Raw genomic sequence first — 15,008 nt, 5'->3', positions numbered from 1 at the left:
GTATGAAAGATAAAACAGATAAAGATAAAATTATAATATTTGATACCACTTTGAGAGACGGTGAACAATCGCCGGGATTCAGTATGAATATGGAGGAAAAACTTATTTTTGCCGAGCAGTTGGAGCGTCTGGGTGTTGATGTCATCGAGGCCGGATTTCCCGTAATTTCTGACGGTGATTTTGATTCGGTTAAAAGAATCGCAGAAAGGCTCAAGAATGTGCAGGTGGCCGGTCTTGCCAGGGCAAATGTCAATGATATTGATGCTGCTGCCCGGGCCCTGGAAAAAGCGAAACATCCCCGGATACACACATTTATTTCCAGTTCCGACATTCATATTATTCATCAGTTCCGGAAAACCAGGGAGGAAGTGCTTGAGCTTGCCATAAATGCCGTGCGTCACGCTGTTAAGTATATGGACAACGTTGAATTTTCTCCCATGGATGCTACGAGGAGTGACCTTCAATACCTGGCAACCATGGTCTATGAGGTTATAGCAGCAGGAGCAACAACGGTTAATATCCCCGACACTGTTGGATATACGGTTCCCTCGGAATTTCACCGCATTATAAAGTACCTTTTTGATAATGTGTCAAATATCGGGAAGGCAGTTATCTCCGTACATTGCCATAATGACCTCGGACTGGCCGTTGCCAATTCACTGGCAGCCGTTGAGGCCGGTGCGAGACAGGTGGAATGCACGGTAAACGGGATCGGTGAGAGGGCCGGGAACACAGCCATGGAGGAGATAGTCATGGCTGTGAGAACACGCAGCGACGTATTACATGTAAATTCAACACTGAACACCAGGCAGATCATGGCCACGAGCAAGCTCCTCACCCATATTACTGGAGTATCGGTACAGCCCAATAAAGCCATTGTGGGAGATAACGCCTTTGCCCATGAATCGGGCATTCACCAGGACGGCCTTCTCAAGAATTCCATGACCTATGAGATAATGAAGCCCGAAGATGTGGGTATCAGCAAATCGACCCTTGTCCTGGGCAAGCATTCGGGAAGACATGCGGTCATGACCAGGCTCCATGAACTGGGCTTTGACCTTTCACAGGAAGAACTGGACAGGTTCTTCAAATATTTTAAAATACTGGCAGATAAAAAGAAGCAGATATACGACGAGGATCTCATCGCACTCATCGGCGAGGCCATGTATAAAGAAGAAAAACGTCGTAGATACAAGGTGCAGAATGTTCAGATATCAACGGGTATGTTCTCTCCTCCCATGACCATGGTAACCCTTAAGGACCATGATACAAACAGGGACAATATCTTTGAAGTTGCCCATGGAAATGGCGGTGTTGATGCCGGTGTTAAAGCGGTTAAGAAGATCACTGATACGAACGCCTTGATAAAGTCCTTTAACCTGGTGGCGATAACAGGCGGCTCCGATGCCCTGTCGGAGGTAACGGCCACGGTGGTGGAAAACTATAATGGGAGAGAGCTCAAGGTCTTCGGCAATGGCACTCATGTGGATATTTCCATCGCCGGTATCATATCCTTTGTTGATGCCCTGAATAAACTGGAATACATGAAAAAAGTGAACCAGAATCATGTCGGCCTGCAAGATATGGCGTTATAGATAGAATTTGTACAGGCGGGTTGTGTAACCCGCCTGTACAACTATACAAAAATATAGTAATATTTCTTGACAAGTAGATCGATATTTTTTATATAGATACTAATTATTTTAATTGAAAATTCAGTCCCGTTACCTGTTTATAGATAGGCAAGAAAATATCCGGTTTGCGACCGAAAAATTCATCTTCATGAGACATAACATTTCATTAAGAGAATGGCCGGTACGTATATATTAATGAATTATCAATTACCGGGAGACGCCGTAGCATATGCAGTTTACTCCCGGGAATTCCACTTCAATAACACATTTAAATGAGGTACATAATGTCCGAGCAAAAAGAACTAAACCAGAAGAATCAGGCGCTGGATGCGGCCATCCTCCAGATAGAGAAACAATTCGGCAAAGGGGCGATCATGAGGCTTGGCGATGAAAATAAAAAAGTCCAGATCGCCTCGATTTCCACAGGTTCCCTGGAACTGGATATTGCCCTCGGTATAGGAGGCATCCCCCGGGGAAGGGTCGTGGAGATATACGGGCCTGAATCATCGGGAAAGACAACACTTACTCTTCATGTGGTGGCCGAGGCCCAGAAGGCAGGCGGTGTTGCTGCCTTTGTTGATGCCGAGCATGCCCTGGATCCCATTTATGCAGAAAAACTCGGCGTAAAAACCGAGGATCTCCTGGTATCTCAGCCCGATACGGGTGAAGAGGCCCTGGAAATTGTCGAGGCCCTGGTTCGTTCCGGTGCCATTGATATAATCGTCGTGGATTCCGTTGCGGCACTGGTGCCCAAGGCGGAAATAGACGGGGATATGGGAGATGCCCACATGGGACTTCAGGCACGTCTTATGAGCCAGGCCCTGCGAAAACTCACGGCTGTCATAGCCAAGTCGCACACATCAGTGGTTTTCATCAACCAGATCCGCTATAAAATCGGTGTCATGTTTGGTTCTCCCGAAACAACAACGGGGGGGAATGCCCTGAAATTCTATTCCTCGGTCAGGCTGGATATAAGGAGAATTGAAACTATCAAGAACGGTGAAGACGCCACAGGCAACCGGGTTCGCGTCAAGGTCGTCAAAAACAAGGTGGCGCCTCCATTCCGGCAGGCTGAATTTGATGTCATGTATGACAGCGGTATTTCGCGGGAAGGTGGTATTCTTGATCTCGGTGTACAATTTGATATTGTAAAGAAATCCGGCACATGGTATTCCTTTGGCGAGGAGCGCATCGGCCAGGGAAGGGAAAACGCCAAAAAGTTTTTCAGGGAAAATCCCACTTTAGCTGCAGATGTGGAAAGAAAAATAAAGATTGCCACGGGCCTTATTGTCGAGACCACTGATGAGACAAAACCGCAAAACGGGACAAAACCCAAAGAAAAAGAAAAGGAAAAAGTAACAGTGGCCGAAGCCTGATCGGGCCATGGTAAAGCAAAACCTGTCTATGAAAAAGGATGATATCCGGCTGAAAAGTCCCGATGATATTCAAAAAATCCGGGACTCGGGCCGAATAATCGGAGATATTTTTTCATATATTGATGGCATTTCCCTCGTATCGCTTTCCACCTGGGAAATTGATTCTCTTGTCGATGATTTTATCCTGAAGAGAAAGGCCCGTGCCGCTTTTAAAACCGTCAGGGATTATAACTATGCCAGCTGTATCTCGCTTAATAATGAAGTGGTTCATGGAATCCCGTCTAAGAAGAGGAAAATTAAAAGCGGCGATATTGTTAAAATTGATATCGGAGTTGTCCTGGGCGGTTACTTCAGCGACGCGTGCTGTACCTTTATTGCCGGAGAAAATATTCAGAAGGGAAGGAACCTGGTACATGCATGCCGCCAATCCCTTCTCGATGTTGTTGGAGTATTGCAAGCAGGGAAAAACCTGGGTATTGCCGGTGATTTTATTGAAGAGCGGGCGCAGGTCAGCGGATTCAGTGTTGTGAAAAGTCATACTGGTCATGGTGTCGGTTTCGCACTCCATGAACCGCCTATTGTGCCGCATTACGCATCGAGCGGCCAGAATTATATCATGAGGGAAGGACTGGTCATTGCCATAGAACCCGTTTTTAATGAAGGGACGGGAGAGGTGAAACTTCACAACAATGGCTGGACAACACTGACTGCCGATGGAAAGCTGTCAGCTCACTTCGAACATACCATAGCCATTACCGATTCCGGGCCGGTTATCCTGACGGTATGACAGTTATCGCTGGGAAAATTATCTTTACACAGTAAATAAAACAGTTGTAGTATACAGACGCCGGAACATAATGCTTTTCACGGCGTGGATGGAAATACATTTAAATTTATTATCGGTATTAGCCATGGGTAAAAAGGATTTACGCGACATACAATCAGAGCCGGATTACAGAAATCTGGCGATCAACAGGGTGGGGGTCAAAGATATATCCTACCCCGTGGTAGTCCTGGACCGCGCCGAAGGTGAACAGCATACCGTTGCCAGGGTAAACATGTATGTAAATCTTCCTCATCATTTCAGGGGAACCCACATGAGCAGGTTTATCGAAATCCTGAATACGTACCGAAAAGGGATCAGCACACTGAATATCCGGGAGATCCTCGAAGCAATGAAGGATCAGCTCGATGCGGAAACAGCCCACTTCGAAATAGAATTTCCTTATTTCATCACAAAGGAAGCACCCGTGTCCCGTGAAAGGGCGAAGATGGAATATACCTGCCGCCTCACGGCAAATTCAGACAACGATTACTATCTCCTGGAAGTGAAGGTGCCGGTTCTGTCTCTGTGTCCCTGCTCTAAGGAGATTTCTCAGTACGGCGCCCACAATCAGAGATCCATACTATCGGTTTCGATAAAGGCACGGGAGCGTATCTGGATAGAGGATATTGTCAATGTTGCTGAGCAATCGGCCAGTTCCGATGTGTTCTCCATATTGAAGCGGGAGGATGAAAAGTATATTACGGAGAAGGCCTATGAAAATCCCGTTTTCGTCGAGGACATAGTGAGAAATGCGGCTGAGCATCTGAAAAAAATAGAGGGGATCCTCTGGTTTTCCGTTGAATCGGAAAACATGGAATCCATCCATAATCATTCCGCCTATGCCCAGATTGAAATGGACCTTGGTGGGAAATAAATCCCCAAGGTCTTGACAGACCCGCCTCTTTGGATTAAATTTTATGCAGCATGAGGACGAAAATAACTCTGAGTATGTAAATGTGACCTCATGTCTGAAAAAGATGATAAATAAGAAAATATACATCCTTATCATTCTCATGATAATTGCGCTCTGCGGATATCAAGACGATGCATTTGCCGGTACGGTAATAACACCAACGGGAAATATCACCGCCACTGGACTTGATGACGTGGAAAATCAGATTCAGAACCTCCTGGATAATTTCGGGCCGGGAATTGCAAACGCCTATGCGCTTGGCAATATAGCTGGATATCCCATGGGCGTGGCCTATCTTGGTGGTCTGGGCAATTTTACCGTGGGACTTTCCTTGAACGCGGGCCTTACAAACATGAAGTATTTTGATAAAGACGCTAATGTAGGGAATGATGTATTGCCCTTTGCCGGGCTGAATCCCGTGGTGAATTTCGGACTGGGTATCGGCAAAAAGGTTGATTTACTTGGAAAGGCATTTCTTTTCAGCACCGGCTTCTATACTCCGCCCATTGATACCAGCACGGTAAAACTTGAGAAGCTAAACCTCTATTCCTTCGGCGGGAAGCTGCGCTATAACTGGATTGAAGGACAGACCCTGTTGCCCGGTATATTCAGCTTCGGCGGAGTTACCCTCAGCGCCGGTGGTGATTTTCTTTACGGACTTATAAATCTATCGGGGCAGTATGATTATCAGATGCCGACCATAGAAGTCGATCCCGATGGAGCAGGTGGGGTCCCGGCGTCAGAAGTTGAGCTTAGCTATACATCTGATTATGCCAATGAAATAAAGTGGTTTGTTCTTTCCGTCAATCTGCAGGCCCTGGTCTATGGCGAAATTTACTGGATATTCAACATTTACACCGGTTTTGGGATGAGCGTCAATTACGGAGTATTTAATTTTGACCTCAATACGGCCGGCAATGTAACTACTGACGATGCAATATATATGGCAAATAACGGTGGAAGCGGTGATGTTGGTACGCTAACCATGGTATCATCGAATAAATATAAGCCTTATTATTTCCTGCCGGTGTACATCATCGGCTTTGAAGTGAACCTCTACATAGTGCGTCTGAGCTTTGAATCCATGGTGAGTCTCAGGAACGGCAGCGATATCAATCTCCAACTGGGAGCCAGAACACAATTTTAATTCTTTTTCACCGGCATTATGCAATTAAATGGCTGATAATCATCGTGGTTTTTGGGAAATCACAAGCATTTCGTATATCCTCGACAATTAAATAAATTTTTACATGGCGCTGTAACACATTTGCAGAAGGATGCCCATATTTACATAATCTGCTTTTTAAATCATGGGCTAAAATGAATTTGACTTTTTTCCTTGATTTAAATAAGAGAGTATCCCCATATTCATTCATTGATAAAATAAGGAGTTGTGTATGAGAAGGTATGTATGGCTTATTTTGGCTGCCGTGATTTTTATGACAGCGGGGTGTAAACGCGATAGCGATGTTCTGGCCACTTACAATGAAGGGAAGATAACACGCGGTGAGTTTTATCAGTGGCTGGAAGCTCGTCACCTTTCAAAGGAAATGATACTTCAGACAAAGGCGAAACAGGAAGCAAAATTAAAGCAGATTGCACTGGACAGGCTGACGGTGAAAGAAGCGGCAAAGGCCGGATACGATAAAAGTGAAGATTTTGCCAAACTTCTTGGCCTGGTGAAAAATAATTTTATCGCCGGTTTTTACAGAAAGAATATGAAGAACGATCTTTCCTTCAAGGAAGAGGCAATCAAAGCCAATATTATCAAACTGAGAGTGAAGGACTATAAGATAGTTAACAACAAAAGAGAAAAGCTCAGCGAAGCAGAGCAGGAAAAGGCCTTTCAGGAGCGCATAGCCGAAGCAAAGAACATAATTGCCGAACTTGAAAAAGGCGGTAAATTCGACGAACTGGCAAAGAAGTACTCTGATGATTATTCAAAGAAAAAAGGTGGTGACATAGGCTTTATCACCAAGGGAATGCGGGATATGGAATTCAGCGATGCGGCTTTTGCCATGAAGGAGGGGGAATACACAAAAGAACCTCTGCGGGTACGTAACGCGTTATATATTATAAAAGTGGATAAAAAGAAAGAGCTCACCAGCGATAATATCGAGGATATTATTGACGATGAAAACCAGGCAAAGCGGTTGAAAAACCGTCTCCAGGCTGACTCATCGAGAGATTTTGAGAAAAAACTGAAGGAATCCAAGGATATTGTCAATAATATCGAAAAAGCCAATTACAGAAATCCCAAGGATGTGCTGTATAAAGTGGGAAATGAGGAATTCACCGTTGCCGGACTCAACGATCTCCTTTCTTTTATTGAGAAGAAGCGGGGGGATATGGGTAAAAAAGACATGGATTTCGATGTGGAAAAAAAGAAACGTCTTGCCGAAAGGATGCTGGATGAAAAGCTGATGCTCAGGGAAGCCCTTAAGAAAGGTATTGATAAGGATGAAAAGTTTATTCAGGAATGGCAGTCCTTTAAAGAATTTACCCTGGCCAATGCTTATATCAACGATGTTCTTCTTGCCGGGATTACCGTGACACCTCAGGAAGTGAAAGCGGAATATGATAAAAACAGGCAGAGGGAAATCGAAAGAAACAAGCGTGCACCGGGAAATAAGAAAGAAGCGCCGAAATCCTTTGGTGAAATGAAAGAAAGAATCGAGTATATGATCTACAGCAGAAAACGGTCGGAAAAGAAACGGGATTATGAAAAAAATCTTCTGGATCAGAATGGTTTTAAGATAGATGATAGCGAGCTGGAAGAGGCAAAAAAGAAGGATAAAAAATAATATAACAAAAGGGCGGTACAGTGTTGCCGCCCTTTTTAATACTATTTCGATTTAAATCAGAGATAATTGAATCACTTTTTATAAGTCCTGTCATTGTCCCGGGAAGCTGTTCCGGGTTAATTGATCGTATCAGTGGCGCAGGGCATGATATTTTTTTCAGGGATTTTATTCCACTCACCGTCTATGAAAATTTCACTGAGATTTTCAACATCAAGACCCAGTTCCTTGGCTGAATCTATGTAAAAGTTTATGACATTCTGTATCCTTCGGACTGCTTCGCATTTATCACCACCATAGCAGTTGATATCGAGTTCAGGACAATTGGCGATAAATTCATTCTCATGTTCAATCAATCTTACGGTAATTTTCATAATATATGACCCTGTTGTTTTTTATTTGCAGACGGTTTACCAACAAATTAATTATCGTCAATGAGCCCCGCTATTTTAACATAATTAAACAGTGATTCTATTAGGTGTTGACATTTAAAATTTAAATTTCCAGAATAAGGCACTAAGCGAAAATGAGGTGTGATGATGAAGAGGAAAAGCTCTCCCCAGGTGATAGTGACCCATCTGACGCTGGGCCTGCAATTGGCCATTACAATTTTTATTTTTGTATATATAGGATACAGGCTTGATCTTCGTTATGATAAATCCCCTGTTTTTTTGTCTCTTGGAACCATTGTGGGCATGGCTGTGGGATTTTATCACATGATGAAGGAACTGCAGAGCGACATGAAGAAGGATAAACAGGATGAATCCGATGACGATCAACGGAAAAAGATAAAGTGGATGTGAGTATCGATGTTTTTCTTCTTGATATGACGGTATAACAATAATACAATTATGTACTTTTTTTAATTTTATCATCGGGAGATGAAGGGCTTAAGCGATTTAATGTATGGGTGAAACTATTTTTTGGCAATGGGGGTTTTCGGAAATTAATTAAAATTTTGTAAAAAAAAGATTTACAAATAAAGACTATGCGTTTTCATCGTTGTTAAAGATAAGATAGACAAAAAAATAAATTTTGTCTTCTTATTTGCAAATTTTATAAAGATCTAAAGCACTAAAGAGAAAAAGAAAAATATCCTCACCCGCGGACCGGCCGTTTGTGAAACGGAAATAACCGGCGGAGGGTAATCTTTTAAGGGGTAGAAACAATTATGATCCGGTTGGTGCACTTCGTTAATACCTTTGTCACATCAGGTGGCGGAAATGGAAAGGAAGAGTCGATGTATGATATAGTAATGCATCACCTTACGGACCATGTTCTTACAGGTGGTATCTGGGATACAATCAATAACAACTATCTAAATGAAAAGATTTTTGGAATTTTCGATATGAGAATCACCAAGTGGGTCCTCATGCTCTGGGTAGCCATGTTATTGTGTCTGATAGTGTTTATTCCTCTTGCCCGCAAGATTAAGCGGGATGCCATGGGATCTACATCCCGATGGGTTAACATGTGGGAAGCGCTTATCGGTTTTGTGCATGATGAAATCGTGGAGCCTAATTTTCACGGCACCGCGAAAAACAAGGCAATGCCTTATTTTCTTACCGTATTCTTTTTTATACTGTTTGCCAATTATATCGGGCTTGTTCCCGGTGCTGCAACATCAACGGGCAATCTGGGTGTAACGGCCGGATTGGCAATTTGTACTCTTATAGGAATAATATCAGTTGGTTTTATAAAACAGGGGCCACTCTGGATTGTTAAGGGCATTGTTCCCGGCGGTATTCCATTGGCACTGTTCCCCCTTATATGGGTCATCGAGCTCATGGGGATGTGTATCAAGCCCTTCGCTCTCACTGTTCGTCTTTTTGCCAACATGACGGCGGGGCATGTTGTTATCATAATATTTATCTATCTTGTTATGATGTTTCAGAATTATTTTATTGGAATTGGTTCCGTGGCCGGTTCATTGATGATTTATCTGCTCGAGCTGCTGGTTGCTTTTATCCAGGCGTATATATTTGCAACCCTGTCGGCGATGTTCATTGGTGAGGCTATGCATCATCACTAAAAGTAAAGTGATGATTTTTATTGCGCACAAAAATGTTTTTTAAAAAAATATTTTTGAACAACATTTATATCATAAAAGAAATCTTTTAGGAGGATTCGCATGGAATACTTAGGTCTTTCGTATCTTGGAGCTGGTTTGGGAGCAGGTTTGATCGTTTTCGGTGCTGCTCTTGGTATCGGACGATTAGCTGCCGGCGCACTCGAAGGTATGGCTCGTCAGCCTGAAATGAGTGGTGACCTGAGAACTGCAATGATTATCGCAGCTGCTCTGATCGAAGGTTTCACCTTCTTCGCTCTCGTTGTTACGTTTATGCTTGCTACTCAGGCTCCTAAACAAGAACTTGCTGGCCCAAAAGCAGAAGTTCCTGCAGCTGAGCAACATCAATAGTAGGGTGACAAAATTTTTAATAGGAAAATGTCATGCAAGTTATAAAAGAAGGCTTACTCAAGGTTGATCCCGGTCTACTACTCTGGACAATAATTACTTTTTTAGTACTTTTATTGCTCCTCTGGAAGGCCGCGTGGAAGCCTATTGTCGAAGCTCTGGATGCCAGAGCGGAGAAAATTCGCGGTGATATCGAGAATGCCGATAAATCGCGGCAGGAAGCTGAGAAGCTTTTGGCAGAACACAGGCAGATGATGGGGAATGCTAAAGATGAAGCTTCCAAGGTCATTGCCCAGGGAAGAGATGAGGCTGAAAAAATCAGAAATGATATCATTGAGCGTGCGAACAAGGACGCCAAGGAAATAGCAGAACGTATTAAACGGGAGATTTCTCTCGCTAAGGATAATGCTCTTGCTGAAATGAAGGCGGAAATTGTAGTGCTCTCAACCGATATAGCTTCAAAAATTATACAAAAAAATCTCAAGCCTGAAGATCAAAATGCTCTCGTAAAAGAGACATTAAATAAAATTGGGACAGTTCAGTAATCTGAGCTGTCCCAATTTTTTATAATCCTAATGAAGATAAAAAGGTGCTCAAAGTGGCTGGTAACGATATAGCAAGGGTATATGCGACGTCTTTATTAGAGATTGGGCAGGACAAGAATGTTCTTGCTCAGTTGGAAGAAGAACTTGGTTTTGTTTCAAGTTTATTAAAAGAAGACAATGAATTTTCAAACTATTTAACCTCTCCGGGGTTTACTAAGGAATCAAAGAAAGAATTCATCGGCAAGGTTTTTTCCGACAAACTTTCTGATTATATCATTAATTTCCTGTACGTTCTGATTGAACATGGCCGTCAGTCAGTTATTCCCGAGATAAATACGGCTTTTAACGGTCTGTTGGATGAAGCGAATAATAGAATGAGGGTGGATGTTGTTTCAACGGTTAAACTTGAGAGCGCCACTCTTGACAAGATTATAGGCGAACTTAAAAAGAAATATAATAAAGATATAATTGTAAGTGAAAAAATTGATGAGAAGATTTTAGGTGGAATAATTATAGAGATCGGTGATCTTGTTATTGATGGATCGTTGGCAAGTAACTTGAAAAAAATAAAATATAATTTATTAAATAGTAAAGTCAGGAGCGATATGGCTTATGAAGATTAAAACCGAAGAAATAAAATCGATAATTAAAAAAGAGATAGAAGGATACAGGAATGAGCTGGATGTCTCTGAAGTGGGTACTGTTATCATGGTTGGTGACGGTATTGCCAGGGTTCATGGACTGGAAAACGCCATGTCTGCCGAAATGCTCGAATTTGCCAATGGTGCCCAGGGTATGGTTCTTAACCTTGAAGAAGATACCATTGGTGTTGCTATTCTCGGTGACTATCTTACTATCCAGGAAGGGGATCGCGTAAAAAGGCTTAACACGATTCTTTCCGTTCCTGTAGGAGAGGGACTTCTCGGTCGCGTTGTTACTCCTCTTGGTGAACCCATTGACAACAAAGGTCCGATCAATTCAACAGCAAGGAGACCTGTTGAGTTCAATGCTCCCGGTATCGCCGACAGGCAGCCGGTAAAAGAACCGCTTCAGACCGGTGTCAAAGCAGTTGACTCAATGACTCCGATCGGACGCGGACAGAGGGAACTCATCATCGGTGACAGGAAAACCGGTAAAACAGCTATTGCCATTGATGCGATCATTAATCAAAAAGGAAAGGATGTTATCTGCGTCTATGTTGCAATCGGTCAAAAGGCCTCAACCGTAGCTTCTGTTGTAGAGAAACTGGAAGAGTATGGCGCTATGGATTATACGATTGTTGTTGCCGCTAACGCTTCAGATCCTGCACCTCTGCAGTATATTGCACCGTACGCGGGAACGGCCATGGCTGAATATTTTATGTATGAAAAAAATGGCCATACACTTTGTATATATGATGACCTTTCCAAACAGGCGAATGCCTATCGAGAACTTTCTCTGCTGCTCCGTCGTCCTCCCGGACGGGAAGCTTATCCCGGTGATATTTTCTATTGTCACTCCAGGCTTCTGGAAAGATCGGCAAAATTGTCCGATGAGATGGGTGGAGGAACATTAACAGCTCTTCCAATCATTGAAACGCAGGAAGGTGAGGTTTCCGCTTACATTCCAACAAACGTTATTTCCATTACAGACGGACAGATCTACCTTCTTCCGAACCTGTTTGCGTCAGGTATCCGACCTGCTGTAGACGTTGGTATTTCGGTATCACGGGTTGGCGGTAACGCCCAGATCAAGGCTATGAAAAAATATGCCGGTTCACTGCGACTGGATCTTGCCCAGTTCCGCGAACTGGAAGCTTTTGCTCAGATGGGTACTGAACTTGACGCTGCAACACAGAGACAGTTGGATCGAGGACAGAGACTCGTTGAGATTCTCAAGCAGGGACAATATGTTCCTATGGATGTAGCCGAGCAGGTGGTAATGATTTATGCCGGTACTGAAGGTCTCATCGACAAGGTGCCTGTGGAAAACGTAAAGGATTTTGAAGATAAATTACTCAAACATATGAGTGAAAGTAAAAAAGAAATCCTTGAAGGTATCAGGAACACGAAGCAATTGCAGGATCCTCAGGCTCTGAAGAAAATAATAGAGGATTTTGTTCAGAGTTATACATCTAACCTGTAGGTTAAAGAAAATATTTCATAAGAGGAACTTGCTGTGGCAACTCAAAGAGATATTAAAAATAGAATAGTATCAATTAAGAATACTAAAAAGATTACCAGTACCATGGAAATGGTATCTACCTCAAAGATGAAAAAAATGCAGGGTAGACTGGAAAAATCTAAGCCTTATGAAGAAAAGGTGAATCATATAATTGCTGATCTGCTTGCTTTTGGCGGTTCAGGATTTAACGATCCTCTTCTCAAGGAAATTGCAAATCCTACAAGAGCGCTTATTTTCCAGATTACGGGTAATCGCGGTTTATGTGGAAGCTTTAATGCCAATGTTACTTCAAAGACAATGGAATTAAAGGATAAACTGGAGCTTGAAGGCAAAGAAGCCCAGATTTATGTAGTCGGGAAAAAAGGAATAAACTTCTATAACTTTATCAATCAGCGACTGTTTAGAACAGCCCCCAATCCAGAGGATAAATTTACCTTTGATGAGGCTGCTAAAATCGGCGCAGAGTTGACGAACTTTTTCCTCAGTGGTGAATTTCACGAGATTTATATTTCTTATACAAAGGTGCTATCATCAGCATCTCAAAAATCGGAAGTAATTAAATTGCTGCCTATAGCACCAATGGTGGAAGAGCAGACCGATGTTCTGCCTCCCACATCGACTGATTATTATTTCGAACCCAATCCGGCAAAAATATTTTCATATATTCTGCCCTTGTATATCAAGGTCAAACTGTTTACCTGTTTCCTAGAATCAGGATTTTCTGAACAGTTTGCCAGAAGGGTCGCAATGAAGAACGCAACAGATGCATCTTCTGAAATGATAAGAGAGTTAACAGTCAGATATAACAGAGCGCGTCAGGCCAAGATTACAAATGAGATAGCTGAGATCGTTGGTGGTGCGGCTGCTCTTGAATAGAAGGAATTTGCATTTTCATATTTGTATAATAAGGAGACTACAATGAGTGAAAACTATGGAAAGGTTGTTCAGGTAATCGGTTCAACTCTCGATGCAGAGTTTCCAGAAGGAAAATTGCCTGAAATTTATAACGCACTTGTGCTTGATATTGAAGTTATGGGTGAAAAAAGAAGAATAGTTTGTGAAGTGCAGCAGCATCTTGGCGGTAACAGGATACGTGCCGTTGCTCTCGCTTCTACTGATGGTATAAGCAGGGGCGCTACAATACTTGATACCGGTGCACCCATATCTGTTCCGGTGGGCGAAATGACGCTGGGAAGGATTTTTAACCTGCTTGGTGAGCCGGTTGATAAACGTGGACCAGTAGATACCAAAGAAAGAAGGTCAATTCACCAGGAAGCACCTAAATTTGATCAACTGCAGCCGAAATCAGAAATTTTTGAAACAGGTATTAAGGTTATCGATCTTCTTGCCCCTTATATTAAAGGTGGGAAAACCGGTCTCTTCGGTGGTGCAGGTGTTGGAAAGACCGTTGTTATCATGGAGCTTATCAACAACGTTGCTCAGCAGCATGGTGGATATTCAGTATTCGCCGGTGTTGGTGAGAGAACACGTGAGGGTAATGACCTCTGGCTCGAGATGCAGGAATCGGGTGTTATCACTAAAGCCTGCCTCGTGTATGGCCAGATGAATGAGCCTCCTGGAGCAAGGCTAAGGGTTGCTCTGACAGCACTTACCATGTGTGAATATTTCCGTGATATGTCAGGAAGAGATGTTCTTCTCTTTGTTGACAACATATTCCGATTTTCCCAGGCTGGTTCCGAGGTATCTGCTCTGCTGGGAAGGATGCCGTCAGCTGTTGGTTATCAGCCTACTCTGGCCAGTGAAATGGGTCAGCTTCAGGAAAGGATTACCTCAACGAAAGGAGGATCTATCACATCTGTTCAGGCTGTATATGTTCCTGCTGACGACTTGACTGACCCTGCTCCTGCTACAGCGTTTATTCACCTTGATGCACAAACCGTACTTTCACGACAGATTGCAGAAAAAGGAATATATCCCGCTGTTGATCCAATTGAGTCTTCATCACGTCTTCTGGCTCCTGAAATTGTGGGTGTCGATCACTATGGAACGGCCATGGAAGTAAAAAGGATACTCCAGAGGTACAAGGACCTGCAGGATATCATCGCCATCCTCGGTATGGATGAACTTGCTGAAGAAGACAAACTTCTTGTTCAGCGGGCTCGCAAGATCGAGCGATTCCTGTCACAGCCTTTCTTTGTTGCAGAACAGTTCACTGGTTTCGCCGGTAAATATGTAAAACTCGAAGATACTATCAAGAGTTTTAAGGGGCTTATCAACGGTGAATATGATGCACTTCCTGAACAGGCTTTTTATATGGTCGGCGATATAAATGAAGCTGTTGAAAAGGCTAAAAAACTAACCACAGGTAGCTAA

Annotated in this window: 15 protein-coding genes; 14 read left to right on the top strand and 1 reads right to left on the bottom strand. The window is 43.1% G+C overall.

All coding sequences use genetic code 11. From position 1 onward, the window contains the following. Window positions 1–2: 2 nt before the first annotated feature. The 6 genes from CVV44_16005 (at window position 3) to CVV44_15980 (ending at window position 7,553) form a co-directional block, all read left to right on the top strand. The gene (locus CVV44_16005; protein PKL37835.1) at window positions 3–1,595 is read left to right on the top strand and encodes a 2-isopropylmalate synthase; all 1,593 of its coding nucleotides are present in this window, start codon (window positions 3–5) and stop codon (window positions 1,593–1,595) included. A gap of 311 nt (window positions 1,596–1,906) precedes the next feature. Continuing rightward, window positions 1,907–3,010 (top strand): recombinase RecA, encoded by a 1,104-nt coding sequence (gene recA / locus CVV44_16000; protein ID PKL37834.1) that lies wholly within the window; start codon window positions 1,907–1,909, stop codon window positions 3,008–3,010. Window positions 3,011–3,017: 7 nt separating this feature from the next. Beyond that, window positions 3,018–3,797 carry a type I methionyl aminopeptidase gene (map, locus tag CVV44_15995; GenBank protein PKL37833.1) on the top strand — a complete coding sequence of 260 codons (780 nt, stop codon included), beginning with the start codon at window positions 3,018–3,020 and terminating at the stop codon, window positions 3,795–3,797. A 124-nt stretch (window positions 3,798–3,921) separates the two neighbouring features. Next, window positions 3,922–4,710: a GTP cyclohydrolase I FolE2 gene (locus tag CVV44_15990; GenBank protein ID PKL37876.1), complete on the top strand. Its 789-nt coding sequence runs from the start codon at window positions 3,922–3,924 to the stop codon at window positions 4,708–4,710. Window positions 4,711–4,753: 43 nt separating this feature from the next. Continuing rightward, window positions 4,754–5,896 (top strand): hypothetical protein, encoded by a 1,143-nt coding sequence (locus tag CVV44_15985; GenBank protein ID PKL37832.1) that lies wholly within the window; start codon window positions 4,754–4,756, stop codon window positions 5,894–5,896. A 250-nt stretch (window positions 5,897–6,146) separates the two neighbouring features. Continuing rightward, window positions 6,147–7,553, top strand: coding sequence for a hypothetical protein (locus CVV44_15980; GenBank protein PKL37831.1), 1,407 nt, complete (start codon window positions 6,147–6,149; stop codon window positions 7,551–7,553). Between the two features lie 116 nt (window positions 7,554–7,669). Here the strand turns inward: CVV44_15980 and CVV44_15975 are convergent, their stop codons facing one another. Beyond that, window positions 7,670–7,924 carry a hypothetical protein gene (locus tag CVV44_15975; protein ID PKL37830.1) on the bottom strand — a complete coding sequence of 85 codons (255 nt, stop codon included), beginning with the start codon at window positions 7,922–7,924 and terminating at the stop codon, window positions 7,670–7,672. A 162-nt stretch (window positions 7,925–8,086) separates the two neighbouring features. Between CVV44_15975 and CVV44_15970 the strand changes: the two genes are divergently transcribed. From CVV44_15970 to atpD, 8 genes are all read left to right on the top strand, one after another. Then, a complete protein-coding gene (locus CVV44_15970) occupies window positions 8,087–8,353 on the top strand; it encodes a hypothetical protein (GenBank protein PKL37829.1) in 267 nt (88 codons plus the stop codon). A 368-nt stretch (window positions 8,354–8,721) separates the two neighbouring features. Continuing rightward, window positions 8,722–9,582 (top strand): ATP synthase F0 subunit A, encoded by an 861-nt coding sequence (gene atpB / locus CVV44_15965; protein ID PKL37828.1) that lies wholly within the window; start codon window positions 8,722–8,724, stop codon window positions 9,580–9,582. Between the two features lie 99 nt (window positions 9,583–9,681). After that, window positions 9,682–9,969: an ATP synthase F0 subunit C gene (gene atpE / locus CVV44_15960; protein PKL37827.1), complete on the top strand. Its 288-nt coding sequence runs from the start codon at window positions 9,682–9,684 to the stop codon at window positions 9,967–9,969. Window positions 9,970–10,001: 32 nt separating this feature from the next. Continuing rightward, window positions 10,002–10,511: an ATP synthase F0 subunit B gene (gene atpF, locus CVV44_15955; protein ID PKL37826.1), complete on the top strand. Its 510-nt coding sequence runs from the start codon at window positions 10,002–10,004 to the stop codon at window positions 10,509–10,511. A 14-nt stretch (window positions 10,512–10,525) separates the two neighbouring features. Beyond that, the gene (locus CVV44_15950) at window positions 10,526–11,134 is read left to right on the top strand and encodes a hypothetical protein (protein PKL37825.1); all 609 of its coding nucleotides are present in this window, start codon (window positions 10,526–10,528) and stop codon (window positions 11,132–11,134) included. Next, window positions 11,124–12,635: a F0F1 ATP synthase subunit alpha gene (locus CVV44_15945; GenBank protein ID PKL37824.1), complete on the top strand. Its 1,512-nt coding sequence runs from the start codon at window positions 11,124–11,126 to the stop codon at window positions 12,633–12,635. The genes CVV44_15950 and CVV44_15945 overlap by 11 nt, the downstream gene beginning before the upstream one ends. A 33-nt stretch (window positions 12,636–12,668) precedes the next feature. Then, window positions 12,669–13,550: an ATP synthase F1 subunit gamma gene (gene atpG, locus CVV44_15940; protein PKL37823.1), complete on the top strand. Its 882-nt coding sequence runs from the start codon at window positions 12,669–12,671 to the stop codon at window positions 13,548–13,550. A gap of 42 nt (window positions 13,551–13,592) precedes the next feature. Then, window positions 13,593–15,008: a F0F1 ATP synthase subunit beta gene (gene atpD, locus CVV44_15935; protein ID PKL37822.1), complete on the top strand. Its 1,416-nt coding sequence runs from the start codon at window positions 13,593–13,595 to the stop codon at window positions 15,006–15,008.

Source organism: Spirochaetae bacterium HGW-Spirochaetae-1 (assembly GCA_002839375.1).
Taxonomy (GTDB): domain Bacteria; phylum Spirochaetota; class UBA4802; order UBA4802; family UBA5550; genus PGXY01.
The sequence above is the reverse complement of the archived record's forward strand: the minus strand, read 5'-3'. Positions and strand labels throughout refer to the sequence as shown.

Coding starts and splice junctions, on each gene's coding strand:
- CVV44_16005 (PKL37835.1), top strand. CDS start 3: ATGAAAGATAAAACAGATAAAGATAAAATTATAATATTTGATACCACT.
- recA (PKL37834.1), top strand. CDS start 1,907: ATGAGGTACATAATGTCCGAGCAAAAAGAACTAAACCAGAAGAATCAG.
- map (PKL37833.1), top strand. CDS start 3,018: ATGGTAAAGCAAAACCTGTCTATGAAAAAGGATGATATCCGGCTGAAA.
- CVV44_15990 (PKL37876.1), top strand. CDS start 3,922: ATGGGTAAAAAGGATTTACGCGACATACAATCAGAGCCGGATTACAGA.
- CVV44_15985 (PKL37832.1), top strand. CDS start 4,754: ATGCAGCATGAGGACGAAAATAACTCTGAGTATGTAAATGTGACCTCA.
- CVV44_15980 (PKL37831.1), top strand. CDS start 6,147: ATGAGAAGGTATGTATGGCTTATTTTGGCTGCCGTGATTTTTATGACA.
- CVV44_15975 (PKL37830.1), bottom strand. CDS start 7,924: ATGAAAATTACCGTAAGATTGATTGAACATGAGAATGAATTTATCGCC.
- CVV44_15970 (PKL37829.1), top strand. CDS start 8,087: ATGATGAAGAGGAAAAGCTCTCCCCAGGTGATAGTGACCCATCTGACG.
- atpB (PKL37828.1), top strand. CDS start 8,722: ATGATCCGGTTGGTGCACTTCGTTAATACCTTTGTCACATCAGGTGGC.
- atpE (PKL37827.1), top strand. CDS start 9,682: ATGGAATACTTAGGTCTTTCGTATCTTGGAGCTGGTTTGGGAGCAGGT.
- atpF (PKL37826.1), top strand. CDS start 10,002: ATGCAAGTTATAAAAGAAGGCTTACTCAAGGTTGATCCCGGTCTACTA.
- CVV44_15945 (PKL37824.1), top strand. CDS start 11,124: ATGAAGATTAAAACCGAAGAAATAAAATCGATAATTAAAAAAGAGATA.
- atpD (PKL37822.1), top strand. CDS start 13,593: ATGAGTGAAAACTATGGAAAGGTTGTTCAGGTAATCGGTTCAACTCTC.